Below are 25,573 nucleotides of genomic sequence, written 5' to 3'. Positions count from 1 at the left end.
GTGCGAGCGGCCAGTGCCGCGGTGGTGCCGGTCAGCCCTTGACGGCGCCGGCGGTGAGGCCGCCGACGATGTAGCGCTGCAGCGACAGGAACAGCGCCAGCACCGGGATCGAGGCGAGCACCGCACCGGCGGCGAACAGGCCCCAGTTCGATGACAGCTGGTTGGACACCCATTGGTACATGCCCACCGCCAGCGTCCACTGATCCTCGGAGACGAGCACGATCTTGGCGATGATGAAGTCGGCGAACGCGGAGATGAAGGCCAGCAGGGCGACCACGGCGAGGATCGGCGTCACCAGCGGGATGATCAGCTGCCAGAAGATCTGCGCGTGCGTGGCGCCGTCGATCTTCGCCGACTCGTCGATCTCCACCGGGATCGTGTTGAAGAACCCGTACATGAGGAAGGTGTTCGTCCCCAGCGCGCCACCGAGGTACACGCAGATCAGCGCGATCTTGGAGTTGAGTCCGAGGGCGGGGATGACCTCGCCCAGGGTCAGCAGCATGAGGAAGATGGCCACGAACGCCAGGGCCTGCGGGAACATCTGCACGATGAGCAGCGTCGTCAGGCCGACGCGGCGGCCGCTGAAGCGGAAGCGCGAGAACGCGTAGGCGGCGGCGGCGCCCATGACCACCGCACCGACGGACGAGACGCCGGCGACGATCAGGGTGTTGCCCGCCCACGCCCAGTACTTCGTGTCGGCCAGCGCCATGTAGTTGGACAGGTCGAAGGCGCTGAACAGCGCGTTGGCCGCCGAGAGCGTGCCGCGGGGGTTCAGCGAGGCGGACAGCACGTACACCAGCGGGAAGCAGGCGTAGAAGATGATCGCCACGGCGACGATGTACTTCCAGCCGACCTCCGCGAGCCAGCGACGCCGTTGACCGGCGCGCCGCTGGTCGGCCTGGCGCTCGTCGGCGCGGGTGGGGGGAACAGCCTGCTCAGTCGTGGCGGACATCACTGGTACTCCTCGAGCTTGCGGGTCTGTCGGAAGGCGAGGGCGGAGATCGCGCCGACGATGATGAAGATGATGATCGACAGGGCACTGGCCAGGCCGTAATCGGCCGCGCCGCCCGAGATGCCGGCGATGTCGTAGATCGCCGAGATGAGGATGTCCGTCGATCCGAGCGCGTACGGCGCACCCGGTATGGCCGGTCCGCCGTTGTTGAACATGTAGATGATCGTGAAGTTGTTGAAGCTGAACGCGAAGGAAGAGATCAGCAGCGGCGCCGTGGAGACCAGCAGCAGCGGCAGCACGATGGAGCGGAACTGCCGGAACCGGCCGGCGCCGTCCAGCGACGCAGCCTCCAGCGTGTCGGCGGGAAGCGCCTGCAGCGCGCCCGTGCACACCAGGAACCAGTACGGGTAGCTGAGCCACAGGTTCACCCACAGCACCGCCAGTCGCGCCAGCCACGGGTCGCCGAGCCAGTTGATCTCGGCGCCGAAGAAGAACAGGTCGTTGATCACGCCGAACTCGGCGTTGAACATGCCGCGGAACAGCAGCGCCGACATGAATGCCGGGAAGGCGTACGGGAGGATGAACAGCGTCCGCAGCCACTTCCGGCCGCGCACGCGCGGATCGTTGAAGATCAGGGCGAACAGCAACCCGACCCCGAAGCTCAGCACCACGGAGAGGATGGCGAAGGCGAACGTCCAGCCGGCGACCATCAGCAGCGGCTGCACCAGCCTCGGCTCGGTGAACAGGCGCACGAAGTTGTCGAAGCCGACGTTGACGTACCAGCCGGTGGTGAGCGCGGTGCCGTCATCGGCGACGAAACTGCCGCGGTCGTTCGCGGAGTACACCGTGCCGCTGGTGGTGTCGGTGATGGTCTGGGCGTCCTCGTCCCACACGAGGGTCGATTCGTAGACCGCGCCGGTGGTGCCCTCACGGGTGCGGATGGACCCGTCGTTCGGGTCATCCGACACGGGCACGCGCAGGCTCTGCACCGTCTTCTGCAGCGCCTGGTCGGTGAGCAGCTCGGCGCGCGGGACGACGTTCCAGCCCGGCACCTCGGTGGCGTTGCCGGCCGCGCCGATGACGGCGTCGTCGACCTCGCTCAGCGGCTCGTCGGCATCGCCTGCGAAAACGTCACCGTCGTCGACGATCGCGAAGCCGTACTCACCGCCGCGCTCGATGATGGTCAGCGGGAAGGTGGGGGAGCCGTCCACGCGGCGCTCGCCCTGGATCAGGGCGGCGTTCACGGCCTGCTCCTGCGAGCCGATGTGACCGCTGCCGTAGTTGGTGAACGCGATGTAGGCGGTGTACACGAAGATGAACACCTGGAACAGCAGCAGGAAGATCAGGCCGGGCAGCAGGTACTTCAGCGGCAGCGCGCGCTTGGTGAAGTAGACCACGTTCGCGGCGACCAGCAGCAGGATCGACACCGACAGCACCAGCCACGACTCCGCGCGCACGGCGCTGATCGCGGCCATGATGCCGAAGGCGTTGACCACCGCCATCAGCAGGAGCTTGACGACGAATCCCCAGCCGATGCCGCGCCAGTTGCGCGCGTGCGACTCGCCTCGGGGGGTCAGGGAGGGGGAGGACAGCTGCGGCGCTGGTGCGGCGGCTTTTTCCTGCGGGACCGACATGTGCTTCTCCTGCATCGGGGACTCGCGGTGGCGAGAGGGGTGCGGGGCGGGAGACGTGAGCCTCCCGCCCCGCGGGGTGTCAGCCGATGGCTGCTTCGACGTCAGCGACCATCTGGTTCCACGTCGACACGGGGTCGGCGCCACCGATGATCTGAACCTGTGCGGCGTTCCACAGATCCCAGACCGAACCCATCTCGGGGATGGACGGCATGGGGACGCCGTTCTGCGACGAGGCGACGAAACCACCGATGATCGGGTCGCTCGAGACCTCCTCGGCCAGCTCGCTCCACGCCGGGATGCGCGGGTCGGCCTCGTACAGGGCCTTCTGCGCCTCGGGGGTGGCGAGGTAGTTCGTCAGGAACTCCTGGGCCAGCAGCGCGTTCTCGCTCTGCGAGCTGAGGTAGAAGCCCTGCACGCCCACGAACGGAGCGGCGGTCTCGCCACCGGCGGACGGGATCGGGTTGACCGTGACGTTGACGCCATCGGCGGTCAGCGCCTCGATCGCCCACGGGCCCTGAACGGTGTACGCGGCCTGGCCGGACGCGAACAGCTCGTTGTTGGTGTCGTAGTCGATCGTGGTGGAGATGATGCCGGTGCCGTTGGCGCCGTTGGCGCCGAGCCACGTGGCGAACGCCTCACCGGGCGCGCCGCCCATGCCGACCTCGGTGGTGTACGAGCCGGTGTCGTCCTGCAGGAAGACGGGGGCGCCGAACGAGGTCTGGAAGCCGTACATCGTGTAGGCGTCACCGGTCTGGCCGGCGGTGTTGATGACGATCGGGCGCTCCGCGCCGGCCGCCTGCGCGGCGGCGACCATGTCGTCCCACGTGGCCGGAGCCTCTTCGCCGACCAGGTCGGTGTTCTGGATGAGCGCGATCGTCTCGAGCGAGTAGGGCAGGGCGTACAGCTGGCCCTCGTAGGTCATCGCGTCGATGGCGACCTGCTCGAACGAGTCGGCCTTGTCGCCCAGGTCGACGGTGTCCACGACGCCGGCGGCCACGAGGGCGCCCAGCCAGTCGTGTGCGCCGATCGTGATGTCCGGGCCCTCGCCTGTCGGAACCTGCGCGATGAAGTCGGCGCGGATGTCCTCGAAGTTCTTCTGGACCAGTTCGATCTTGGCGCCGGTCTCCTCCTCGAAGGCCGCTGCGGCGGCTTCGATGGCAGGCTCACGGTTCTCGTCGGTCCAGACGGTCAGGACTGCACCCGAACCGTCGGTGGTCTCGTCGGCCTCCTCCGTGGAGCCGCCGCCGGCGCAGCCGGCGAGCAGGACGGCGGTCGACGCGATCGCGACGACTCCGATTCCCAACTTGCGCATGGATTTTCCTTCCGTGGGTGGTCGATCCTGGCTGGCCTCAGCTGAGGTCGCGCCGTTACGACCGGTGGTGGGTGTTGGGCCGGGTGGCCGCAACGGGTACATCTCTCAGTGCGGAGTGTGCTGTGCCTCTGTGCGGATGACGACAACGCCGCCACCCGCTAGTTCCAGCATGCCCCCGATCTCGCGCCGCGTCAGGAGGTCGACCCCATCTGCGGGCAGGGAAACGGTTTCGGCGCCGTGGTTGACGGCAACGGTGTATTCGGCGCTCTCGCTGCGACGCCGAACGATCTCGACACCTGCAGGCAGGTCTGCGGGGGTGACGCCCGCATCGGCGTACACCGCGGTCATGATAGCGGCCAGACCGGCGGCGTCGGGGCGGGTGCTGACGTACCAGCCCACGCCCTGTCCGTGCGGGTGGCGGGTGACGGCGGGGGCGCCGGCGGCGGGACCCTCGAGGTAGGTCGCCCGCACCTCGGCTCCCGACAGTGTCAGGTCTTCCTGCCAGACATCTGCGGCGAGGGTGGCGCCGTCGAATTCGATCGCTGCCGTGGCGCCCTCGCGCAACGGCAGGTGCTCCTCCACGCGCAGGCCGAGCGCCGGCTCGAGGGGGGCGGCGAAGCCGCCGGTGTGGACGGCGTCGTGCTCGTCGACGACGGCGGAGAAGAACGAGACCAGCAGTGTGCCGCCGGCCTCGACGTACCGGTTGAGGTTGTCGGCGTCGGAGCGGCTCAGCATGTACTGCGCCGGGGCGATGACGAGCTTGTACCCGGAGAGGTCCTGGCCGGGGAGGGCGAAGTCGACGGTGATCCCGTCGCGCCACAGCCGCTCGTAATACGCGCGGATGCGCTCATCGTGGCCGACGTCCTCCGAAGGACGCCATTCGAGGTCCTGGGCCCAGAACGACTCGAAGTCCCACAGGATCGCCACGTCGGCGTGCACGCGGGATCCGCGCGCTTCGCCGAGGGCGCTCAGCTTGGCACCGAGGTCGACGACCTCCCGCCACACACGCGAGTCCGTCCCGGCGTGGGGGAGCATCGCGGAGTGGAACTTCTCGGCGCCCGAGCGCGAGGCGCGCCACTGGAAGAAGAGGATGCCGTCGGCGCCGCGGCCGAAGTGGATGAGGGAGTTGCGTGCCATCTCGCCGGGCCGCTTGGCGATGTTGCGGGGCTGCCAGTTCACGGCGGAGGTGGAGTGCTCCATGAGGATCCAGGGCGCGCCGCCGGCGACCGAGCGGGTCAGGTCGGCGGCGATGGCCAGGCCGATCTCGCCCTCTTCATCGGCGGCCCAGAGGTAATGGTCGTCCGAGACCACGTCGACTTCGCGTGCCCACGCCCACAGGTCGCAGCCGTTGTGCTGGTTGGCCATGAAGTTGGTGGTGACCGGACGGTCGCTGTGCGCGCGGATCGCGTCGCGCTCGGCGGTGAAGCAGGCGCGCAGCTGGTGGTCGGTGAACCGCGCGTAATCCAGGCGCTGTGCGGGGTTGACCACCGAGGGCGCGGCGGCGGGGGCGCCGACATGCTCCCAGTCGGTGTAGTGCTGACCCCAGAAGGCCGTGCCCCACGCCGAGTTCAGCGCGTCGAGGGTGCCGTAGCGCTGCTGCAGCCAGAGGCGCCATTCGCGGACGGCGTGCGGCGAGTAGTCCTCGCCCACAGGGACGCCGTACTCGTTGTGCACGTGCCAGAGCACCACAGCGGGGTGGTTCCCGTAGCGCTTGGCCAGCTCGGTGGCGATGCGCACCGCGGCCTCGCGGTAGGCCGGGGCGGAGTGCGAGGCCATGCCACGGGCTCCGAAACCCATCACCACGCCGTCGCGGGTGATGACCCGCGCGTCGGGGTGCTCGGCGAAGAACCAGGCCGGCGGCGAGGCGGTGGGGGTCCCCATGTCGATGCGGATGCCGTTGGCGTGCAGCAGCTCGACGACCTCGTCGAGCCAGGAGAAGTCGAACACGCCCTCGCTGGTCTCCAGGAGGGCCCAGGAGAAGATGCCGATGCTCACGAGGTTCACGCCTGCTTCACGCATCAGCGCGACGTCTTCGCGCCAGGTTTCGCGCGACCACTGCTCGGGCGTGTAGTCACCGCCGTATGCGATGCCGTCGATGTCGGGCCAGCGAGGCGTCGAGGTCATGGAACACATCCTCGGGTCAGGGGACCGCAGTGTCGGGCTGTGACCGGTCCCAGGTGTTGTCGGCAAGCCTACGTGATCCGGGGATTGAAGATCGCTCAGCGTTACCGAACTGTGACCGGTCACAGTTCGGGAGGGGACGGGGGTAAAGTCCTGCACGTGGAGGAGAGCAGCGACATGCGCCGCCGCCCGACGATCCGAGACGTCGCGGCGGCCGCCGGAGTGTCACGCGGCACCGTGTCGCGCGTGATCAACGGCGGTCACTGGGTGTCGCCGGACGCGCGCCAGGCCGTCGAGGATGCCATCCGCCGCACCGGCTACACCGCGAACCATGCCGCGCGGAGCCTGGCGACCGGTCGGTCGAACTCGCTGGCGTTCCTGCTCACCGAGCCGCAGCACCTGCTCTTCTCGGACCCCACCTTCGCGCTGCTGCTGCGCGGTGCGACCGAGGCGCTGGCGCAGCGGTCGATGACGCTGGTGCTGCTGGTGGCCGACACGGCGGACGAGCGGGCGAATGTCGAGCACTATGTCAGCGCCGGTCACGTCGACGGCGTGCTGCTGATCTCCTCGCACGAGTCGGATCCGCTGCTCGCGTCGCTGATCGACGCAGGTGTCCCCACGGTGTGCACCGGAGTGCCGCTCGGGTACCGCGCCCACGTGCCCACCGTGTCGGTGGACGAGGTGGCGTCGGCGCGCGTGATGACGCGTCACCTGATGGATCGCGGCTACCGGAAGATCGCCGTGATCACGGGCCCCGAGGACACCTCCGGGGGCCGGTACCGCCTGGTCGGCTTCCGGGAGGAGATGGGCGACCGGTTCGACCCGGAGCTGGTCGAGCAGGACGTGTACTCGCGGGAGGCGGGGGCTGAGGCGATGACGCGGCTGTTGGAGCGGGCACCGGACATCGACGCGGTGTTCGCGGCCTCGGACGTCATGGCCGTCGGCGCCATCGCGGCGGCACGCCGCGCGGGACTGCGGGTGCCGGAGGACATCGCCGTCGCCGGCTTCGACGATTCCGGCCTCGCCGAGACGCACGACCCGCCGCTGACGACGATGCGCCAGCCCTGGGCGCAGATCAGCAGGGCGATGGTCGAGATCCTCATCGACGTGACCAATGGCATCCCGCGCGACGATGTGGTGCTGCCGACGACGCTGATCGTGCGCGACAGCGCCTGACCGCCGCCGCTCGCGCGTGAGCTCCCTGCCGTCCCGTTCGTGCGACGGCCGCCGCAGGATCGCCTGCCGCCGACGTTCTCTCGATTTCTCATGTGAGTTCCCGGTCGCACGTCAGTCGGGGTCGGCTTCGCCGCGCCGGCGACTCGGCGCCTCGGTGACGCAGCGACTCGGCGACTCCATCCGCCATGTGAGTTCGCGCTCACGCATCTCGAGGTTGCGGGCGACCTCTCCACAGCGCGACGTGAGCCTCTTGTTCCGACAACCGTCCCGCCTTGTTCCGACAACCGTCCCGCCGCCTCAGCCGGCTCCGCGCGGGCGCGCTGTGGCCATGTGAGTTCCCGCTCACGCAGCCGAGTCAGCTGCGGCCCGGGCGCAGACCCGGCGCGGGCGGCTACCCGGGGCGAGCGGGGACCGCGTGTGAGCGGGAACTCACATGGCGAAAAGAGAGAAACTCGGCGCTTTCCGAGGGCGGTCGGCGAGGGAAGCTCGGCCGCGGCGCCGGCGCGCCTCGTGTCGGGGGGCGCGCGTAGCGTGCGCCCATGGACACGCACGCGCAGAACGTGAACCCGTTCGAGGCCATGGCTGAGCCCGTGCGGCGGCGGCTGGTCGAGGTGCTGGCCAGCGGCGAGCACACCGCGGGCCAGCTCGCCGCCGCAGTAGGCGGGGAGTTCCGCATCTCGCGCACCGCGGTCTCCAGGCACCTGCGCATCCTGCGGGATGCCGGGTTCGTCGACGTGCGCGCCGACGAACGGTGGCGCTGGTACTTCCTCACGAACGACGGCCTGCGCCGGCTCGAAACCGCGGTGAAGCGGCTGCGCCGCATGATGGCGGGCGGTCTCGGCTGGGACTCCGACCTGCGGAACAAGCGTGATCCCCTCGGCGGCGTCTCGTTCGACGGGCGACCCGTGCCGCGCAAGGGGCCGGGGCGCGAGCCGTCGCGCGGCCACCGCGGTCGCCAGACGACGGCGCCGGTCGCCGCCGACCCCGAGGCGGGCCTGTATCCGGTGCCGCCCGTGGTGGGGCCGGTACCGCGGCCGTAACCGTCGGCATCCGCGCCGGCGGCCCGCCTAGAATCGACGGGTGACTTCAGGCCGATCCTTCTACATCACGACGCCGATCTACTACCCGAGCGACGTGCCGCACATCGGTCACGGCTACACGACCGTGGCGGTGGACACCCTCGCCCGCTGGCACCGCCAGGGCGGCGACGACACCTGGATGCTCACCGGCACCGACGAGCACGGCCAGAAGATGCTGCGCGCCGCCGCCGCCAACGGCGTCACCCCGCAGCAGTGGGTCGACAAGCTCGTCACCGAGTCGTGGTTCCCGCTGCTCGAGACGCTCGACGTCGCCAACGACGACTTCATCCGCACCACGCAGGAGCGCCACGAGCGCAACGTGCAGGTCTTCTTCCAGGCGCTGTACGACCGGGGCTACATCTACGCCGGTGAGTACGAGGCGCTGTACTGCGTCGGCTGCGAGGAGTTCAAGCCGGAGTCCGAGATCGTCGACGGCACCGGAGCCTTCGAAGGTCTCAAGGTCTGCGCGATCCACTCCAAGCCGCTGGAGCTGCTGCAGGAGAAGAACTACTTCTTCAAGCTCAGCGAGTTCCAGGACAAGCTGCTCGAGCTCTACAAGACGGTGCCCGACTTCCTCCGCCCCGACTCGGCGCGCAACGAAGTCATCTCCTTCGTCAAGAACGGGCTGAAGGACCTCTCCATCTCGCGCTCCACGTTCGACTGGGGAATCAAGGTGCCGTGGGACGAGTCCCACGTCATCTACGTGTGGGTCGACGCGCTGCTCAACTACGCCACCGCCGTCGGCTACGGCAGCGACCCCGAGCAGTTCGAGCGCCGCTGGCCCGCCTACCACGTCGTCGGCAAGGACATCCTGCGCTTCCACGCCGTCATCTGGCCGGCCATGCTGATGGCCGCCGGCCTCGAGGTGCCCCGAGGCGTCTTCGCCCACGGCTGGCTGCTCGTCGGCGGCGAGAAGATGTCCAAGTCCAAGCTCACCGGCATCGCTCCCACCGAGATCACCGACGTGTTCGGCTCCGACGCCTACCGGTTCTACTTCCTCTCGGCCATCGCCTTCGGCCAGGACGGCTCGTTCTCGTGGGAGGACCTCTCCGCCCGCTACCAGGCCGAGCTCGCCAACGGCTTCGGCAACCTCGCCTCCCGCACCGTCGCGATGATCGAGCGCTACTTCGAAGCGATCATCCCGCCGGCCGGCGAGTACACCGACGCCGACCTGCACATCCAGCGCACCGTCGCCGATGCCGCGACCGCGGCGGATGCCGCCATGGAGCGGTTCCGCCCCGACGAGGCCATCAACGCGATCTGGACCATCGTCGACGCGCTGAACCTCTACATCACCGAGAACGAGCCGTGGGCGCTGGCCAAGGACGACGCGCAGCGCGAGCGCCTCGGCACGGTGCTGTACACCGCAGCAGAGGGCCTGCGCGCCCTCGCCGTGCTGCTGTCGCCGGTCATGCCGCACGCCACCGGCATCCTGTGGGACGCCCTGGGCGCGGCAGCGACCCTCGGCGCGCTCCAGGACCAGCCGATCCGCGCTGCGGGCACCTGGGGCCAGCTGCCCGCGGGCGCCTCGGTCAGCGGGCTCGCGCCGCTGTTCCCCCGCGTCGAACAGAGCGCATGACCGACCCCAGCCAGTACACACGGCAGCGCGAGAAAGGTGCGCGCGACGTCAGCTATCCGCCCGCCCCTGAGCCGCTGGCGGTGCCGGTGTACGACAACCACGCCCACCTCGAGATCGAGGACGGCGAGGTCGGGCTGAGTCTGGACGAGCAGCTCGCGCGGGCCACCGCGGTCGGCGTCATCGGCGTGGTGCAGGCCGGTGGCGACATCGACTCCAGCCGCTGGTCCGCGTGGGCCGCGGCATCCCACCCGCAGGTGCTCGCTGCCGTGGCGATCCACCCCAACGAGGCACCGGCGTATGCCGAGCAGGGCATGCTCGCCGAGGCGATCGCCGCCATCGACGATCTCGCCGCGCAGCCGCGGGTGCGCGCGATCGGCGAGACCGGGCTCGACTTCTTCCGCACCGGTCCCGATGGCCTGCCGGCGCAGTACGAGAGCTTCGAAGCGCACATCGCCATGGCCAAGCGCCACGGCATCGCCATGCAGATCCACGACCGCGACGCCCACGACCAGGTGCTGGCCACCCTCCGCCGGGTCGGCGCCCCCGACCGCACGGTGTTCCACTGCTTCTCGGGGGCCGCCGACATGGCCCGCATCGCCGCCGACGCCGGGTACTACCTCTCGTTCGCCGGGAACGTCACGTTCAAAAACGCCCAGAACCTCCGCGATGCCCTCGCCGTGACACCCCGCGAGAGGATCCTCGTGGAGACCGACGCACCGTTCCTCACTCCGGTGCCGTACCGCGGCCGGCCCAACGCCCCCTATCTCATCCCGGCGACCGTGCGGTTCCTGGCGGCCGAGCTCGAGCTCGGCGTCGACGACCTGTGCGCCCAGCTGGCCGCCAACACCCTCGCCGTCTACGGCCCCTTCGAGGAGACACCATGACCGTCACCCTGCTCGGCGCGGCGGAGATCCGCGCGCTGGCGGCCGAGCTCGACGTGACCCCGACCAAGAAGCTCGGACAGAACTTCGTCGTCGACGCCAACACGGTGCGCAAGATCGTTCAGGTCGCCGGTGTCGCCCCCGGCGACAGCGTGGTCGAGGTCGGCCCCGGGCTCGGGTCGCTCACCCTCGCCATCCTCGAGGCCGGCGCGACCGTGACGGCCGTCGAGATCGACCACCGCCTCGCCGAGCGGCTGGCCGCCACCGCCGCCCACCATGGTGTGCCCGACGGCGCGCTGACGGTCGTCGACGCCGATGCGCTGCGGGTGACCGAGCTTCCGGGCGACCCCGAGGTGCTCGTGGCCAACCTGCCCTACAACGTCAGCGTGCCCGTGCTGCTGCACTTCCTCGAGACCTTCGCCCACCTCGACCGCGGTGTCGTGATGGTGCAGGCCGAGGTGGGGGAGCGTCTCGCCGCGAAGCCCGGCACCAAGGCCTATGGCGGGCCGAGCGTGAAGGCGGCCTGGTACGGGCCGTGGCGCCTGGCGGGCACGGTCTCGCGCCAGGTGTTCTGGCCCGTTCCCAACGTCGACAGCGTGCTGGTGGGCTTCCGTCGCGACGCCGAGCCGCGCGGGACCGAGGAAGAGCGTCGCCGTACGTTCGCGATCGTGGATGCCGCGTTCGGGCAGCGCCGCAAGATGCTGCGTCAGGCGCTGTCGAGCGTGCTGGGCGGCAGCGCCGCCGCGGCATCCGCCGTGCTGGAGGCCGCGGGCGTGGCGCCGACCGCGCGGGGCGAGGAGCTCGTGGTGGACGACTTCCTGAGGATCGCGCGCGCGGACCCCCTCGCGCACTAGCGTGGGTGGGGTGACAGACAACGCCCGCTCCAAGCCCCCCGTCGCCGACCTGCATCGGCCCTACACGGCCGCCGCCGACCGCTACCGCGCCGTCGACTACCGGCGCGTGGGAGCCTCCGGGCTCGTCCTGCCCCCCATCTCGCTCGGGATGTGGTGGAACTTCGGCGACAACGTGCCGTTCGACAACCAGCGCAGCGTGCTGCGCCACGCGTTCGACATCGGCATCACGCACTTCGACCTCGCGAACAACTACGGTCCGCCCTACGGCGCCGCCGAGACCAACTTCGGCCGCATGATGGGCGAGGACTTCGCCCCCTACCGCGACGAGCTGATCATCTCGTCCAAGGCCGGCTACGACATGTGGTCGGGTCCGTACGGTGAGGGCGGCTCCCGCAAGTACGTGCTGGCCAGCGCCGAGCAGTCGCTGCGGCGGATGCAGCTGGACTACGTCGACGTGTTCTACTCCCACCGCGACGACCCCACCGTCCCCCTCGAGGAGACCATCGGGGCGCTGGACACGCTGGTGCGTCAGGGGAAGGCCCTCTACGTCGGCATCTCCTCCTACAGCGCGACCCGCACCGTCGAGGCCGCCGCGATCGCCCGGAGCCTGGGCACCCCGCTGGTGATCCACCAGCCGTCGTACTCCCTCGCCAACCGCTGGATCGAGGACGGCCTCACGGGCGCGCTGGTGCAGGAGGGTCTCGGCGCGATCGCCTTCTCGCCGCTCGCGCAGGGCCTGCTCACCGACAAGTACCTCGGTGACGCCCCGGCGGACCGCTCGGTGACCCGGTGGTCGCTGCCGCGGGACACGGTGTCCGAGCGCGGCCGTGGTCGCCTCCTCGGCTTGGATGCCATCGCGAAGGAGCGCGGTCAGACCCTGGCGCAGATGGCGCTGCAGTGGGTGCTGCGCAACGACGTCGTCGCCTCGGCGCTGGTCGGCGCGTCGCGCCCCGAGCAGCTCGACGAGAACCTGGCGGCCGTGACCGGTCCCGCCTTCGACACCGAGGAGCTCGAGCGCATCGACGCCCTCTCCGACGGGATGAGCGACGGCATGTGGGAGTCGGCGGACTCGTGACCTCCACGGCATCCTCCCGACGCGTGCACGTGCGGGCGCCCGGGAAGATCAACGTCTTCTTCGAGGTCGGGGACGTGCAGGACGACGGCTACCACGACGTGGCATCCGTCTACCAGGCGGTGTCGGCCTACGAGGACGTGTACGCCTCGCACGCCGACGGCTTCACGATCGAGGTCGAGGGCGTCGTGGACGTCAGCGGCGTGCCCGTCGACGACCGCAACCTCGCGGTGCGCGCCGCGAGGCTGCTCGCCGGCGAGATCGGCTACGACGGCGGCGTGCACCTCGAGGTGCGCAAAGCCGTTCCCGTGGCAGGGGGCATGGGCGGCGGGTCCGCCGACGCCGCCGCCGCGCTCGTGGCGTGCGACGCGCTGTGGGGCGCCGGACTGTCGCCGGCGCACCTGCAGCGCCTGGCCACGCGACTCGGAGCGGACGTGCCGTTCGCGCTCATGGGCGGCACCGCGGTCGGCACCGGCCGCGGCGACCAGCTGAGCCCCGCGCTCGCCCGGGGCCGCATGGACTGGGTGATCGTGGCCACGCCGATGGGGATGTCGACGCCCGACGTCTACCGCGAACTCGACCGGCTGCGCGACGGCGCCGGCGCCCCGGACATCGCGCCGCCGCCGAGCGTGCCCGACGTCGACCCGGCGGTGCTGCAGGCGCTGCGCACCGGTGATGCCGCCGCCGTGGCCGCCGTCGTGCACAACGACCTGCAGGAGGCCGCGTTCTCGCTGCGCCCGGAGCTGGCCCAGCTGCGCGAGCTCGGCATGTCCCAGGGCGCGCTGGCGGGGATGGTGTCGGGCTCCGGCCCCACGGTGGCGTTCCTGACCGCCGACCCGACCGCCGCCATGGAGCTGCGGGTGAACCTGGCCGCCGCCGGCCATGACGCGCTCACGGTGCACGGTCCCGTCGCCGGGGCGCGCGTGGTCGGCTGACGAGAGGAAGACCGTATGACGACCGACAACGACTCCGCGCCCGTGGCGCCCGCCGTCGACGCCCGGGTGCGCGACTGGCAGGAGCAGCCCGCCGACCTGCGCTCCACCGCCGCACTGAGCGAGCGGGGGCTCGACTACCGGGTCCTCACCGCCGGCCCGGCCGCACCCGACACCGCGCTGTTCGATGACTGGGTGCAGGCGGTCGCCCGCGGGTTCCAGGACGGCGAGTACGACGAGCCGCGGCTCGCGGCCAGCCGCGAAGGCAGCGCACTCCGGCGCCGCACCGGCGTCTACGACCCGGTGGCGCCGATGGCCGGCACCCCCGTCGGCACCCTGGGCTCGTGGGTCGCCGAGCTGACGCTGCCGGGCGAGCGCGCCGTTGCCGCGTGCGCCATCACGGCCGTCACCGTCGCGCCGACGCACCGCCGCCGGGGCATCGCACGCGCGATGGTCGAAGGGGAGCTGCGCACCGCGGCCGCGGCAGGGCTTCCTGCGGCGATGCTGACGGTGAGCGAGTCGACCATCTACGGCCGCTACGGCTTCGCACCCGCCGGCGCCGCGGCTGATTGGGAGATCGAGACGAAGCGGCTGCGCTGGACCGGCCCGGTGCCGGACGGTCGCGTCGACTTCATCCCGCGCGAGCGCCTGCGCAGCCTCCTGCCCGGCGTCCACGAGCGCGTGCGGCTGCGGTACCCGGGTGAGATCGAGGTGGCGCCCGGCCTCTGGGACCGCTTCGCCGGCACGCGCGCCGACGTCAAGGATGCCGGCGCCATCCGCGCCGTGCAGTACACCGACGCCGACGGCGAGGTGCAGGGACTGGCGTCGTTCAAGATCAGCGAGGACACCGCAGGCGACGGCACCAAGGGCACCGTCGACGTGTCCTACTTCCTCGCCGCGACCGACGATGCGTATGCGGCGCTGTGGCGCTTCCTCCTGGAACTCGACCTCATCGCCACGCTGCGGGCGCACCAGCAGTCGGCCGACGAGCCGCTGCTGTGGATGATCGACGACCAGCGCGCCGTCACGCTCGCGCTGCGCGACCACCAGTACGTGCGGATCCTCGACGTCCCCGCGGTGCTCGGTGCCCGCCGGTACGCCGCGCCCGGCCGCTTCGCGCTCGACGTGGACGATCCGCTCGGCATCGCCGGCGGGCGGTTCCTGCTCGAGGTCGCCCCCGACGGCACCGCCACCCTGCGCGCGCTCGCGGCGGGGGAGCAGGCCGACGCCGTCGCCGTGAGCCTCGGCATCCGCGAACTGGGTGCGATCGTGCTCGGCGGCGTGTCGCCGGAGACCCTGGCGCGCGCCGGCCTCGTGCGCTCCTCGGACGCCGCCGCGCTGGCGCGCACCTTCTGGTGGCACACCGCCCCGCGCCTCAGCCTCTGGTACTAGACCGCGTCGGCTACCCCACTCATCCCGGTCGCGCAACCCCCGATCTCGTCGTACCCTCTTCGCTAGCGTGGGAGGCCCACCGGCACGGAGGAGCGGCCATGGAAGCACGTCTGGGTGACACCGTCATCGCGCAGGCCGACGAGGCCGATCTCATCCGCATCGAGGGCAACTGGTACTTTCCGCCCGCGAGCGTGAACTGGGATCTGCTCACGCCGAGCGACACCCCGTACACCTGCGTGTGGAAGGGGGAGTGCCAGTACTACGACGTCGACGGCCACGCCGACAACGCGTTCGCCTATCCGGAGCCGAAGGACGGCGCCGTCGAGCGCGTCGGGAAGGACTTCTCGGGCTACGTGGCCTTCTGGCAGGACGTGCAGGTCGGCGACCAGCGGTGATCGAGTTCCGCGGCGTCTCGAAGTCGTTCGGCGACGGCACCCGCGCCGTCGAGGACTTCTCCCTGCAGATCCCGCCGCACGGCACGACGGTGTTCGTCGGGTCGTCGGGGTGCGGCAAGACCACCCTGCTGCGCATGATCAACCGCATGGTCGAGCCGAGTTCGGGGACCATCACGATCGACGGACACGACATCACCTCGCGCCCGGCGGTGCAGCTGCGGCGCAGCATCGGGTACGTGATGCAGAACTCCGGGCTGCTTCCCCACCTCACCGTCGCGGCCAACATCGCCACGGTGCCGCGGCTCAACGGGGTGCCGCGCGACGCCGCGCGCGAGCGGGCGCTGGAACTCATGGGAACGGTGGGTCTGGACACCGTGATGGCCGACCGGTACCCCGGTCAGCTCTCCGGCGGTCAGCAGCAGCGCGTCGGCGTGGCCCGTGCGCTGGCGGCCGAACCGAACATCCTGCTGATGGACGAGCCGTTCGGCGCCGTCGACCCCATCGTGCGCGCCGAGCTGCAGGACGAGCTCCTGCGGCTGCAGCGCGACATCGGCAAGACGATCGTCTTCGTCACCCATGACATCGAGGAGGCCTTCTACCTCGGCGACCAGGTGATCATCCTCGAGCGGGGTGCCCGCATCGCCCAGCGAGGGACGCCCGACGAGATCCGCCGCAGTCCCGCCTCGCCGTTCGTCGAGGCCTTCGTGGGGGCGCGGGAGCGCCGCGCGCCGTGAACTGGGTCATCGACAACCTGGGGCTGATCGGGTCGCTGTCGCTCGAGCACATCCGACAGAGCGTGATCCCGATCCTGGCCGGCCTCCTGATCGCGGTGCCCCTGGGGTGGCTCGCGTGGCGCTACCGGCTGCTGCGCGGGGCGCTGCTGACGGTGAGCGGCCTGCTGTACACGATCCCGTCGCTGGCGCTGCTCGCGCTGCTGCCCGGCATCCTCGGGGTCAGCTTCCTGAGCGAGGTGAACCTGCTCGTCGCGCTCACCCTCTACGCCATCGCCCTGCTGACACGGTCGGTCGCCGACGGCTTCGACGCGGTGGACCCCGATGTGCGGCTCGCGGCGGTGGCGATGGGCTACGGCCCGGTGCGCCGGTTCTGGGGAGTGGACCTGCCGCTGGCGGGTCCGGTCATCCTCGCAGGGCTCCGTGTCGCGGCCGTCAGCACGGTCTCGCTGGCGACCGTCGGCGTGCTCATCGGGGTGACCAACCTCGGGTACCTGTTCACGAACGGACTGCAGCGACGCATCATCCCCGAGGTGCTCGCCGGCATCGTGGCCGTCATGCTCATCGCGGTCGTCATCGACCTGCTCCTCGTCGCCGCAGGGCGCATGCTGCTGCCGTGGAGCCGCACCCCGTCGCCTCGCGTGCGCGCACGGCGAGCGGCACGACCGGTGGGGGCGGCGGCATGAACCTCTTCGCCGACGCACTCGCCTGGATCTTCGCCCCCGAGCAGTGGACCGGGCGTGCCGCGATCGGCTCGGCCATCGGGGTGCACCTGCTGTTCACCATCATCTCGGTGCTGCTCGCCGCCGCCGTCGCGGTGCCGCTGGGGTGGCTCATCGGTCACACCGGCCGAGGGCGCGAGATCGCGGTCATCGTGTCGGGCGCCGCGCGCGCCGTGCCGTCCTTCGGGCTGCTCATCCTGCTGGTGCTGCTGTTCGGCGTGCTGCACCGCCCCGAAGCGGCCGTCGTGACCTTCGTGCTGCTGGCGATCCCGTCCATCCTCGCCGGCGCGTACGCCGGTGTGGAAGCCATCGACCCCGCCACACGCGATTCGGGCCGGGCGATGGGAATGACCGAATGGCAGGTGCTGTGGCGCATCGAGGTGCCGCTGGGACTGCCACTGCTGGTCGCCGGGTTGCGCTCGGCCACCCTGCAGGTCGTGGCGACCGTCACCATCGCCGCCTACGTGAACCTGGGCGGGCTGGGGCAGTACATCATCGCCGGAATCCCGCTGCGCCGTTACGACATGGTGCTCGGCGGAGCGCTGCTGGTGATCGCGCTCGCCCTGCTGCTGGACCTGCTCTTCGCCGTGCTGCAGCGCGTCGCCGTCCCGCGCGGGCTGCGCGCCGGCCGCGCCGCCCGCACGGGCGCCCCCACGGCGGCCCGCGCCACCGCCACCGCCCCCGTTCCTTCCTGACCACGCACCCTGCACCGAGGAGACGACCCATGCCCACCCCACGCACCTCCCGCCGGCTGATCGCCGGCGCCGCCGCCTTCGTCCTGGCGGCCGGCCTCACCGCCTGCGCCTCGTCCGACCCGCTCGAGCCGGGGACCGATGCCGAGACCGGCGACAGCGAGACGATCGTCATCGGCTCGCAGGCGTACTACTCGAACGAGATCATCGCGGAGATCTACGCGCAGGCGCTGGAGAACGCCGGCTACACCGTGGAGCGCTCGTTCAACATCGGCCAGCGCGACGCGTACCTGCCCGAGATCGAGAGCGGCGCGATCGACCTGTTCCCCGAGTACACCGGCAACCTGCTGCAGTCCTACGACCCCGAGACCGAGGCGCGCACGGCGGACGACGTGTACGCCGCGCTCGTCGAGGTGCTGCCGGATTCGCTCGCCGTGCTCGAGCAGTCCACCGCCACCGATCAGGACTCGTACACCGTCACGGCGGCGTTCGCCGATGAGAACGGGGTGACGACCATCGCCGATCTCGCCGAGGTCGCCGGACCCCTGTCGCTGGGCGGTCCGCCCGAGCTCGCCGAGCGCCCGTACGGGCCGACGGGTCTCGCCGACACCTACGGCGTCGACGTCACCTTCGAGGCGACCGGCGACACGAGCGTCGACGCCCTCGTGGCGGGCGAGGTCGACATCGCCAACGTCTACACCGCCGACCCGCGCATCCAGACGCAGGACCTCGTCGTGCTCGAGGACCCGGAAGGGCTCTTCCTGGCATCCAACGTGGTGCCGCTGGTGAGCGCGGACCTCGCGGACGAACTGGCCGAGATCATCGACCCGATCAGCGCCGCGCTGACCCCCGACGGCCTCGTGGCCATCAACGTGCAGAGCACCGAGGACCAGATGTCGCCTGCTGACATCGCCTCGGCATGGCTCGAGGAGAACGGTCTGCTCTGACCCGCGTCAGTCCAGAGCTTCGCCGAGCTCGAGCCAGCGTTCCTCGAGCTCGGCGATCTCGGCCGCCTGCGCGTCGCGTCGCCGGTACAGGTCGGCGACGTCGTCGTAGGCGGTCGAGCCCGCCGCGTCGGCGATCTTGACGTCGATCTCGGCGAGACCCTTCTGCATCTTCTCGATCTTGCGATCCAGGGCCGACAGCTCCTTTTCGGCGGTGCGGCGCTCGGCGCCCGACAGGGCCGAGGCGGATGCCGGAGCTGCGGCGGCCTTGGCCGGTCCGCCATCCGCAGCGCGCTGCTGCGCGTGCCGCAGGCGCAGGTACTCGTCGATGCCTCCGGGAAGGTGCCGCAGGTGTCCGCCGAGGATCGCGTACTGCTGATCGGTGACGCGCTCGAGGAAGTAGCGGTCGTGGGAGACGACGAGCAGCGTCCCCGCCCAGGAGTCCAGCAGATCCTCGATCGCGGCGAGCATGTCGGTGTCGAGATCGTTCGTCGGCTCGTCGAGGATGAGCACATTGGGCTGCTCCAGCAGGATCAGCAGCAGCTGCAGACGCCGCTTCTGCCCACCGGAGAGATCCTTCACGGGCGTCGACAGCTGCTCGCTCGAGAAGCCCATGCGCTCCAGCAGCTGGCCGGGCGTGAGGTCCTGCGCCTTGGATCCCGAGCCGAGGGTGTAGCTCGTGCGCAGTCCCGAGATGACGACGCGCACCGGGTCGCTCAGGTGCGGGTCGAGCTCGTCCATGCGCTGGCTGAGGGTGGCGACCTTCACCGTCTTGCCGCGCTTCACCCGCCCGGCAGTCGGCTCCACGGTGCCGGCGATGAGGCCGAGCAGCGTCGACTTGCCGGCGCCGTTGACGCCGAGGATGCCGGTGCGCTCGCCCGGCGCGATGCGCCATTCGACGGTGCGCAGCACCTCGCGCGTCCCGGTCGCCGAGCCGGGCGAGGGGTAGGACACCGAGACGTCCAGCAGGTCCACGACGTCCTTGCCGAGGCGCGAGACCGCCAGCGACTGCAAGGAGACGGGGTCACGGATCTCGGGGACATCGGCGATGAGCTCGTTGGCGGCGTCGATGCGGAACTTCGGCTTGGACGTGCGGGCGGGAGCGCCGCGGCGCAGCCACGCGAGCTCCTTGCGGGCGAGGTTCTGCCGACGCTGCTCGATCACCGCGGATTGACGGTCGCGCTCCACGCGCTGCAGCACGTAGGCGGCATATCCGCCCTCGAACGGCTCGACCATGCGGTCGTGCACCTCCCAGGTGCGCGTGCACACCTCGTCGAGGAACCAGCGGTCGTGGGTGACGACGAGCAGGGCGCCCGACGACGCCGACCAGCGGCGCTTGAGGTGCTCGGCCAGCCACGCGATGCCCTCGACGTCGAGGTGGTTGGTGGGTTCGTCGAGCATGAGCACGTCCCAGTCGCCGGTGAGCAGCCGGGCGATGGCGACTCGGCGACGCTGACCGCCCGAGAGGGTGCCGAGGCGGGCGTCCCAGGGCAGGTCCGAGGCGAGACCGGCCACGACGTCGCGCGTGCGCGCGTCGCCCGCCCACTCGTGCTCGACGCGGTCGCCGACGATCGCCTCGGCGACGGTGATGTCGTCGGGCAGCGTGTCGGCCTGGTCGAGCACGCCGACCGTGACCCCGCCGCGCACGGTGACGCGGCCGGCGTCGGGGGTGACCCGGCCGGCGAGCATCGCCATGAGGCTGGACTTGCCGTCGCCGTTGCGGCCGACGATGCCGATGCGATCGCCCTCGTCGACGCCGATGGAGACGCCGTCGAAGACGACACGGGTGGGATATTCGAGATGCAGGGCTTCGGCCCCGAGAAGATGCGCCATGTTCCCTCCAGCGTAGGCGGCGCGGCTGGGCGCTCCGCCCGGTCTGTCGCCGTGACCCCGACTCAGGCCCGCGGCGGCGCGTCGGCCAGCCGTCGCCGGGTGGTGAACACCCGCGGCCGCCCGGTCAGCGGATCGGTGAAGCGCAGCTCGGCCGCCAGCAGCTGCATCGGGCGCTGCGGGTCGTCCTCGGGCGTCTCGGGGAGCAGCTCGGGATAGTAGCGGTCGCCGAGGATGCCGAGACCGAGCTGCGCCAGGTGCACGCGCAGCTGATGCATGCGTCCGGTGCGCGGACGCAGGCGCGTGTGCACGACCGGGAGACCGGCGTGGCCGCCGCCGCTGGTGCCGGTGCGGATGAGCTCGATGAGCGTCTCGGCGTTGGGGTCGAGGTCCGGCCTGGTCTGCACGCAGAGGCTGTCGCGGAACTTCTGGATGTGGCTGCGGTGGACCAGGGGGAAGGGCGGCAGGCCGTCGGCGGGCAGAGCGGAGACCGCCTCGTAGGTCTTCTGCACCTCGCGGCGCTCGAACAGCGACTGGTAGGCGCCGCGGGTCGCGGGCCGGGCGGAGAACATCAGCACCCCGGCCGTGGCGCGGTCGAGGCGGTGGATGGGCACGAGGTCGGGGTTGTCGAGCCGGCGTCGCAGACGCACCAGCGCGGTGTGGTTCAGGAACCGTCCGCCCGGCGTCGTGGGGAGGTAGTGCGGCTTGTCGATTACGACGAGGTCGTCGTCGAGGTGCAGGATCTCCTCATCGAAGGGCACCGTGCGCTCCGCGGCGGGGGGCTCCCGGTGGTACCAGATGAACTCCGCCGCACCCAGGGGGGTGTCGCGGCGCACCACCGCGCCGGCGGCGTCGACGACGTCGCCGCGGTCGAAGCGGTCGTGCAGCGATGCGGTGTCGAGGTGGTCGAAGCGCTCCACGACGTAGTCCGCGATCGTCGGCCACGGACCGGTGACGGGCACGCGCAGGCGCGTGGCGCCGACACCGTCACGGACCGGACGAGGGGAGACGGGCATGCTCCATCGTCCCAGACGGTCAGGAGTCGAAGCTGAGACTGAGCTTGCGCAGCAGGGCGGCGAGGCGCTCGCGGTCGGGGCGGGACAGCGAGCCCAGCAGGGTCGCCTCGGCGTCGACCAGGCGCGTGATCGCGGCGTCCACGCGGGTCTTGCCGTCGCCGGCCAGGGTCACGAGCACGCTGCGGCCGTCGGCGGGGTCGCTCTCGCGGCGCACGAGCCGACGGGCCACGAGGCGGTCGATGCGGTTGGTCATCGTCCCGCTGGAGACCAGCGTCTGCTGCAGCAGCTGCTTGGGGCTGAGCTGGAACGGCTCTCCCGCCCGGCGCAGCGCCGAGAGCACGTCCCACTCCCACGGCTCGAGATCGCTGCGGTGGAACGCCTCGCGTCGGGCGCGGTCGAGATGGCGCGACAGGCGGTCCACCCGGGACAGCACCTCCAGCGGGGAGAAGTCGAGGTCCGGGCGCTGGGTCTGCCACGCACCGACGATGCGGTCGACCTCGTCCGTCTGCTGAGCCATCCCCCCATTATCGGTCCCGCACAGGTCACGGTTCGGTTACGACGACCGGCTGCCCCCTGGCGGCGACGGAGGCGCCGTCGGAGACTGTGACCGGTCACAGAAGACCCGGCCGTCGAAGGGGATGGGAGCACCATGCGCGCACGCGGGACGAACAGGTGGATGCGGGGCGCGGCCGCCGTGGCATCCGTCGTGCTGGTGACGACGGGACTGGCCCTTCCGGCGGCCGCAGCGGACGGCCCGGTCGAGGCCGGGATCGTCGTGCCGAAGGTCGAGGGGATGCTGGCGGACTTCATCGCCGGCGCCGACGTCTCGTCGGTGATCGCGCTCGAGCAGTCCGGCGTGGTCTTCCGCGACGCCGCCGGTCAGCCGGCTGACCTCTTCGCCGTGCTCGCCGACGCGGGGCTCACCGACGTGCGGGTGCGGGTGTGGAACGACCCGTTCGACGCCGCCGGCAACGGGTACGGCGGCGGCGACACCGATGTCGCGCGCGCGGTCGAGATCGGTCAGCGGGCCACCGCGGCAGGGCTGGGGGTGCTGGTCGACTTCCACTACTCCGACTTCTGGGCCGATCCGGCCAAGCAGCATGCGCCCAAGGCATGGGAGGGCTACACCGCCCAGCAGACCGCGGATGCCGTGGCGGAATTCACCGGCTCGGCGCTCGCCGACTTCATCGCCGCCGGGGTCGATGTGCGGATGGTGCAGATCGGCAACGAGACCAACGGCGCGGTGGCGGGCCTGACCGGCTGGGACGGCATGGCGCAGGTCTTCGCCGCCGGCTCCGCAGCCGTGCGCTCCGCCCTCCCCGATGCGAAGGTCGTGGTGCACTTCACCAATCCCGAGACCGCCGGGCGCTATGCCGGGTACGCCAGGGAGCTGGCGGACCGCGGGGTCGACTACGACGTGTTCGCCTCGTCGTACTACCCGTTCTGGCACGGTTCGCTGGGCAACCTCACCACGGTGCTGCGGGACGTCGCCGACACCTACGGCACGCAGGTGATGGTGGCCGAGACGTCGTGGGCGCACACGCTGGAGGACGGCGATGGCCACGGCAACGTCATCGACCTCCCCTCGGAGGCCACCGCGTACCCCGTGAGCGTGCAGGGGCAGGCCACCGCGCTGCGCGACGTGATCCAGGCGGTCGTCGACGTCGGCGACGCCGGCATCGGCGTCTTCTACTGGGAACCGGCCTGGCTGCCGGTGGGGCCGCCGTCCGAGGTCGAGCGCAACCGCGAGCTGTGGGAGACCTTCGGCTCGGGGTGGGCCACCAGCGCGGCCGGCGAGTACGACCCGGATGACGCGGGCCAGTGGTACGGCGGCTCCGCGTGGGACAACCAGGCGCTGTTCGCCTTCGACGGCACACCGCTGGAATCACTGCAGACGTTCCGCTACGCCCGCACCGGGGCCACCGCCCCGCGTGCGGTGAGTGCGGTCGAGCAGCCGGTGCTCACCCGCCCCGCCGGTGACCCGATCGCCCTCCCCGCCACTGTGGCGATCACCTACAACGACGGATCGGTGGAACAGGAGGCGGTGACCTGGTCGGATGCCGCGGACTGGATCACCGGGCCCGGTGTCTACCGCGTGAGCGGCGTCACCGCGGGCGGGCACGCCACCGTGGCGACCATCACCGTGCAGGCGGTCAACCATCTCCGCAATCCCGGATTCGAAGACCCCGACCTGTCGATGTGGCAGCGATCGGGGCCGCTGACGCTCCGCGCCGCCGATGACCCCCGCAGCGGCACCGCCTCGGCGCACTTCTACGCGGCCGACGCCTTCGGCTTCACCCTCGCGCAGACCGTCACCGGTCTGCCGGCGGGGGACTACACCGCCTCCGGCGCGCTGCAGGGCGACGGTGAGGGCGACGGCGGGGTGACGCTGTCCCTGTCGTCGTCGGGCGGGGATGCCGCAGAGACGCCTTTCGCCTTGTCGGGCTGGCGGGTCTGGTCCGAGCCTCGGACGGGCGTCGTGACGATCGCCGAGGGCGACACGCTCACCGTCACCGTGCGCGGCGACCTCCCCGGCGGGGCGTGGGGGACGCTCGACGATCTGGTGCTGGCAGCGGCGGCCGAACCCGGTGCGGACACCGCCGCGCTCGACGACGCCGTGGCCAGGGCCGCGGCGGTCGACCGCACCGTCGCCACGCCGGAGTCCCTGGCCGGCCTGGATGCCGCGCTCGCGATCGCGGGGGTCGTGCGCGGCGCCGCGGCGCCGACCGCCGCTCAGGTCGCCGACGCCCTCGCCCTGGTCGAGGCCGCGCTCGCCGCTCTCGAGGCGGGGGGAGAGGTGCCGCCCGCCGTGCTCGCGCCGGTCGAGCTCACGGTGGCCGAGGGTGCCGAGATCGCCCTCCCGGCGACGGTGCGGCGCACCGCGTGGAACGGTGTCGTCGACGAGGTCCCGGTGACCTGGTCCGAGGCGGTGGAGTGGATCACGGGGCCCGGGGCCTACACGGTGCCCGGCACCGCGGACGGCGCCCCGGCGGTCGCCCGCATCACGGTCACCGAGCGGGAGTGGGTCGTCGACGGCGGGTTCGAGGGCGACGGCTCGGCGTGGACCGTCACGGGCGGGGGCGCCGCGATCACCGACACCGCCGACGCGGCGAACGGCCGTCGCGCGGTGGACTTCTGGAACGATGCGGCGTACGGGTTCGAGGTGACCCAGCGGATCGACGGCGTCACCGCCGGCACCTACGGCCTCTCGGCCACCGCGCAGGGCGACGGCGAGGCGCCGGGGGACACCCTCGAGGTCACCGCCGCCACGGCATCCGGCGCGCACGCCGCCGCGCTGCCACTGGAGGGCTGGCAGGCGTTCGCGACGGGGACGACCGCGCCGTTCACCGTGTCCGAAGGCGAGGTGCTCACGGTCGGCGTCCGCGCCGCGCTGAGTGCGGGTGCCTGGGGCACCGTCGACGACCTGCGCCTGGTGCGCGCGGGGGAGCGCACCGACACGTCTGCGCTCGCCGCGGACATCGCCGCCGCCCGGGCACTCGACCCCGCCCCCTACACCGCAGCCTCCTCGGAGGCGCTCGCCGACGCCCTCGCCGTGGCCGACGTCGTGGTGGCCGCGCGCTGGCCGACGCCGGAAGCGGTCTCCGCCGCGCGGGCGGGGCTGGCCGACGCGACGTCGCTGCTCGTGCGCCGCGACGCCGACCCGTCGACGTCCGCCCCCGCCGTCGGCGTGCTGGCGCACGACAACGGCTGGGACACGGGGCTCCGCGATGGCGACTACTCCGTGCGGATGAACCTGTGGTGGGGGGTCAACGGCTCGTCGTTCCGGCTCTACGAGAACGGTGTGCTCGTCGCCGTGCAGCCCCTCGTCTACGGCGGCATCGCCCCGCAGACCGCCGCCGTCCCGATCACCGGCCGTCGTGACGGCACGTACGTGTACACCGGTGAGATCGTCAACGCCTCGGGCGTCACCGCCACCCGACCGGTCACCGTCACCGTGACCGACGCGTCCCCCGGCACCCCCGTGCTGCGGCACGACAACGGGGATCGCGATGGGCGCTACACCGTGACCGCCGACATGTGGTGGGGCACCAACGCGACGGCGTACCGGTTCTTCACCGATGGTGTGCTCGTGGCGGAGGGGGTGCTGGAAGCCCGCACCCCCTGGGCGCAGAGCGCGCGGCTGAACGTGGTCGGCGCCGCGCGGGGGACGCACGTGCACCGCGTGGAGTTCTCCAACGCGGCGGGGGTGACCTCGAGCAGGACACTCGCCGTCGCGGTCACCCGCTGACCGCCCCTCT

Annotated in this window: 21 protein-coding genes; 14 read left to right on the top strand and 7 right to left on the bottom strand. The window is 71.4% G+C overall.

All coding sequences use genetic code 11. The annotated features are described in order from the left end of the window. Positions 1–31: 31 nt before the first annotated feature. The 4 genes from NQ165_RS04280 to NQ165_RS04265 form a co-directional block, all read right to left on the bottom strand. Entirely contained in the window at positions 32–952 is a 921-nt protein-coding gene (locus NQ165_RS04280) for a sugar ABC transporter permease (protein ID WP_257531602.1), read from the bottom strand. Continuing rightward, positions 952–2,586, bottom strand: a complete 1,635-nt coding sequence (locus NQ165_RS04275) for an ABC transporter permease subunit (protein ID WP_257531600.1) — start codon at positions 2,584–2,586, stop codon at positions 952–954. Before NQ165_RS04275 ends, NQ165_RS04280 begins: the two co-directional genes overlap by 1 nt. A 79-nt stretch (positions 2,587–2,665) precedes the next feature. Next, entirely contained in the window at positions 2,666–3,898 is a 1,233-nt protein-coding gene (locus NQ165_RS04270; RefSeq protein WP_257531598.1) for an extracellular solute-binding protein, read from the bottom strand. Between the two features lie 105 nt (positions 3,899–4,003). Further along, a complete protein-coding gene (locus tag NQ165_RS04265) occupies positions 4,004–6,022 on the bottom strand; it encodes a beta-galactosidase (protein ID WP_257531596.1) in 2,019 nt (672 codons plus the stop codon). Positions 6,023–6,196: 174 nt separating this feature from the next. Between NQ165_RS04265 and NQ165_RS04260 the strand changes: the two genes are divergently transcribed. The 13 genes from NQ165_RS04260 (at position 6,197) to NQ165_RS04200 (ending at position 18,471) form a co-directional block, all read left to right on the top strand. After that, complete coding sequence (locus tag NQ165_RS04260) at positions 6,197–7,195, top strand: LacI family DNA-binding transcriptional regulator (RefSeq protein WP_257531778.1); 999 nt, start codon at positions 6,197–6,199, stop codon at positions 7,193–7,195. A 539-nt stretch (positions 7,196–7,734) separates the two neighbouring features. Beyond that, positions 7,735–8,235, top strand: coding sequence for a helix-turn-helix transcriptional regulator (locus tag NQ165_RS04255; protein ID WP_257531594.1), 501 nt, complete (start codon positions 7,735–7,737; stop codon positions 8,233–8,235). A 40-nt stretch (positions 8,236–8,275) separates the two neighbouring features. Further along, on the top strand, positions 8,276–9,853 hold the full coding sequence (metG, locus tag NQ165_RS04250) for a methionine--tRNA ligase (RefSeq protein ID WP_257531592.1): 1,578 nt from the start codon (positions 8,276–8,278) through the stop codon (positions 9,851–9,853). After that, a complete protein-coding gene (locus tag NQ165_RS04245) occupies positions 9,850–10,737 on the top strand; it encodes a TatD family hydrolase (protein ID WP_257531590.1) in 888 nt (295 codons plus the stop codon). The genes metG and NQ165_RS04245 overlap by 4 nt, the downstream gene beginning before the upstream one ends. Further along, on the top strand, positions 10,734–11,588 hold the full coding sequence (rsmA, locus tag NQ165_RS04240) for a 16S rRNA (adenine(1518)-N(6)/adenine(1519)-N(6))-dimethyltransferase RsmA (protein ID WP_257531588.1): 855 nt from the start codon (positions 10,734–10,736) through the stop codon (positions 11,586–11,588). The genes NQ165_RS04245 and rsmA overlap by 4 nt, the downstream gene beginning before the upstream one ends. A gap of 10 nt (positions 11,589–11,598) precedes the next feature. Continuing rightward, on the top strand, positions 11,599–12,663 hold the full coding sequence (locus NQ165_RS04235) for an aldo/keto reductase (RefSeq protein ID WP_308495333.1): 1,065 nt from the start codon (positions 11,599–11,601) through the stop codon (positions 12,661–12,663). Then, positions 12,660–13,595, top strand: a complete 936-nt coding sequence (locus tag NQ165_RS04230; protein ID WP_257531586.1) for a 4-(cytidine 5'-diphospho)-2-C-methyl-D-erythritol kinase — start codon at positions 12,660–12,662, stop codon at positions 13,593–13,595. Before NQ165_RS04235 ends, NQ165_RS04230 begins: the two co-directional genes overlap by 4 nt. 15 nt (positions 13,596–13,610) lie before the next feature. After that, on the top strand, positions 13,611–14,984 hold the full coding sequence (locus tag NQ165_RS04225) for a GNAT family N-acetyltransferase (protein ID WP_257531584.1): 1,374 nt from the start codon (positions 13,611–13,613) through the stop codon (positions 14,982–14,984). A 98-nt stretch (positions 14,985–15,082) separates the two neighbouring features. Continuing rightward, positions 15,083–15,379, top strand: a complete 297-nt coding sequence (locus tag NQ165_RS04220) for a DUF427 domain-containing protein (RefSeq protein WP_257531581.1) — start codon at positions 15,083–15,085, stop codon at positions 15,377–15,379. Continuing rightward, positions 15,376–16,113 carry an ABC transporter ATP-binding protein gene (locus NQ165_RS04215; RefSeq protein WP_257531579.1) on the top strand — a complete coding sequence of 246 codons (738 nt, stop codon included), beginning with the start codon at positions 15,376–15,378 and terminating at the stop codon, positions 16,111–16,113. Before NQ165_RS04220 ends, NQ165_RS04215 begins: the two co-directional genes overlap by 4 nt. After that, on the top strand, positions 16,110–16,796 hold the full coding sequence (locus NQ165_RS04210) for an ABC transporter permease (protein ID WP_257531577.1): 687 nt from the start codon (positions 16,110–16,112) through the stop codon (positions 16,794–16,796). The genes NQ165_RS04215 and NQ165_RS04210 overlap by 4 nt, the downstream gene beginning before the upstream one ends. Beyond that, positions 16,793–17,527: an ABC transporter permease gene (locus NQ165_RS04205; RefSeq protein WP_257531775.1), complete on the top strand. Its 735-nt coding sequence runs from the start codon at positions 16,793–16,795 to the stop codon at positions 17,525–17,527. The genes NQ165_RS04210 and NQ165_RS04205 overlap by 4 nt, the downstream gene beginning before the upstream one ends. Positions 17,528–17,556: 29 nt before the next feature. Further along, on the top strand, positions 17,557–18,471 hold the full coding sequence (locus NQ165_RS04200) for an ABC transporter substrate-binding protein (RefSeq protein WP_257531574.1): 915 nt from the start codon (positions 17,557–17,559) through the stop codon (positions 18,469–18,471). 6 nt (positions 18,472–18,477) lie between these two features. On the opposite strand, the gene NQ165_RS04195 is transcribed toward NQ165_RS04200, so the two are convergent. The 3 genes from NQ165_RS04195 to NQ165_RS04185 form a co-directional block, all read right to left on the bottom strand. Further along, the gene (locus NQ165_RS04195; RefSeq protein WP_257531572.1) at positions 18,478–20,301 is read right to left on the bottom strand and encodes an ABC-F family ATP-binding cassette domain-containing protein; all 1,824 of its coding nucleotides are present in this window, start codon (positions 20,299–20,301) and stop codon (positions 18,478–18,480) included. Between the two features lie 62 nt (positions 20,302–20,363). After that, positions 20,364–21,314 carry a pseudouridine synthase gene (locus NQ165_RS04190; RefSeq protein WP_257531570.1) on the bottom strand — a complete coding sequence of 317 codons (951 nt, stop codon included), beginning with the start codon at positions 21,312–21,314 and terminating at the stop codon, positions 20,364–20,366. Between the two features lie 19 nt (positions 21,315–21,333). Then, entirely contained in the window at positions 21,334–21,831 is a 498-nt protein-coding gene (locus NQ165_RS04185; RefSeq protein WP_257531568.1) for a MarR family winged helix-turn-helix transcriptional regulator, read from the bottom strand. Positions 21,832–21,990: 159 nt separating this feature from the next. Between NQ165_RS04185 and NQ165_RS04180 the strand changes: the two genes are divergently transcribed. Further along, a complete protein-coding gene (locus NQ165_RS04180; protein WP_257531566.1) occupies positions 21,991–25,563 on the top strand; it encodes a glycosyl hydrolase 53 family protein in 3,573 nt (1,190 codons plus the stop codon). Positions 25,564–25,573 lie beyond the last annotated feature (10 nt).

Source organism: Microbacterium sp. zg.Y1084 (assembly GCF_024623595.1).
In the GTDB taxonomy this organism is placed as follows: Bacteria; Actinomycetota; Actinomycetes; order Actinomycetales; family Microbacteriaceae; genus Microbacterium; species Microbacterium wangruii.
This window is presented reverse-complemented; position numbering and strand designations above follow the sequence as displayed.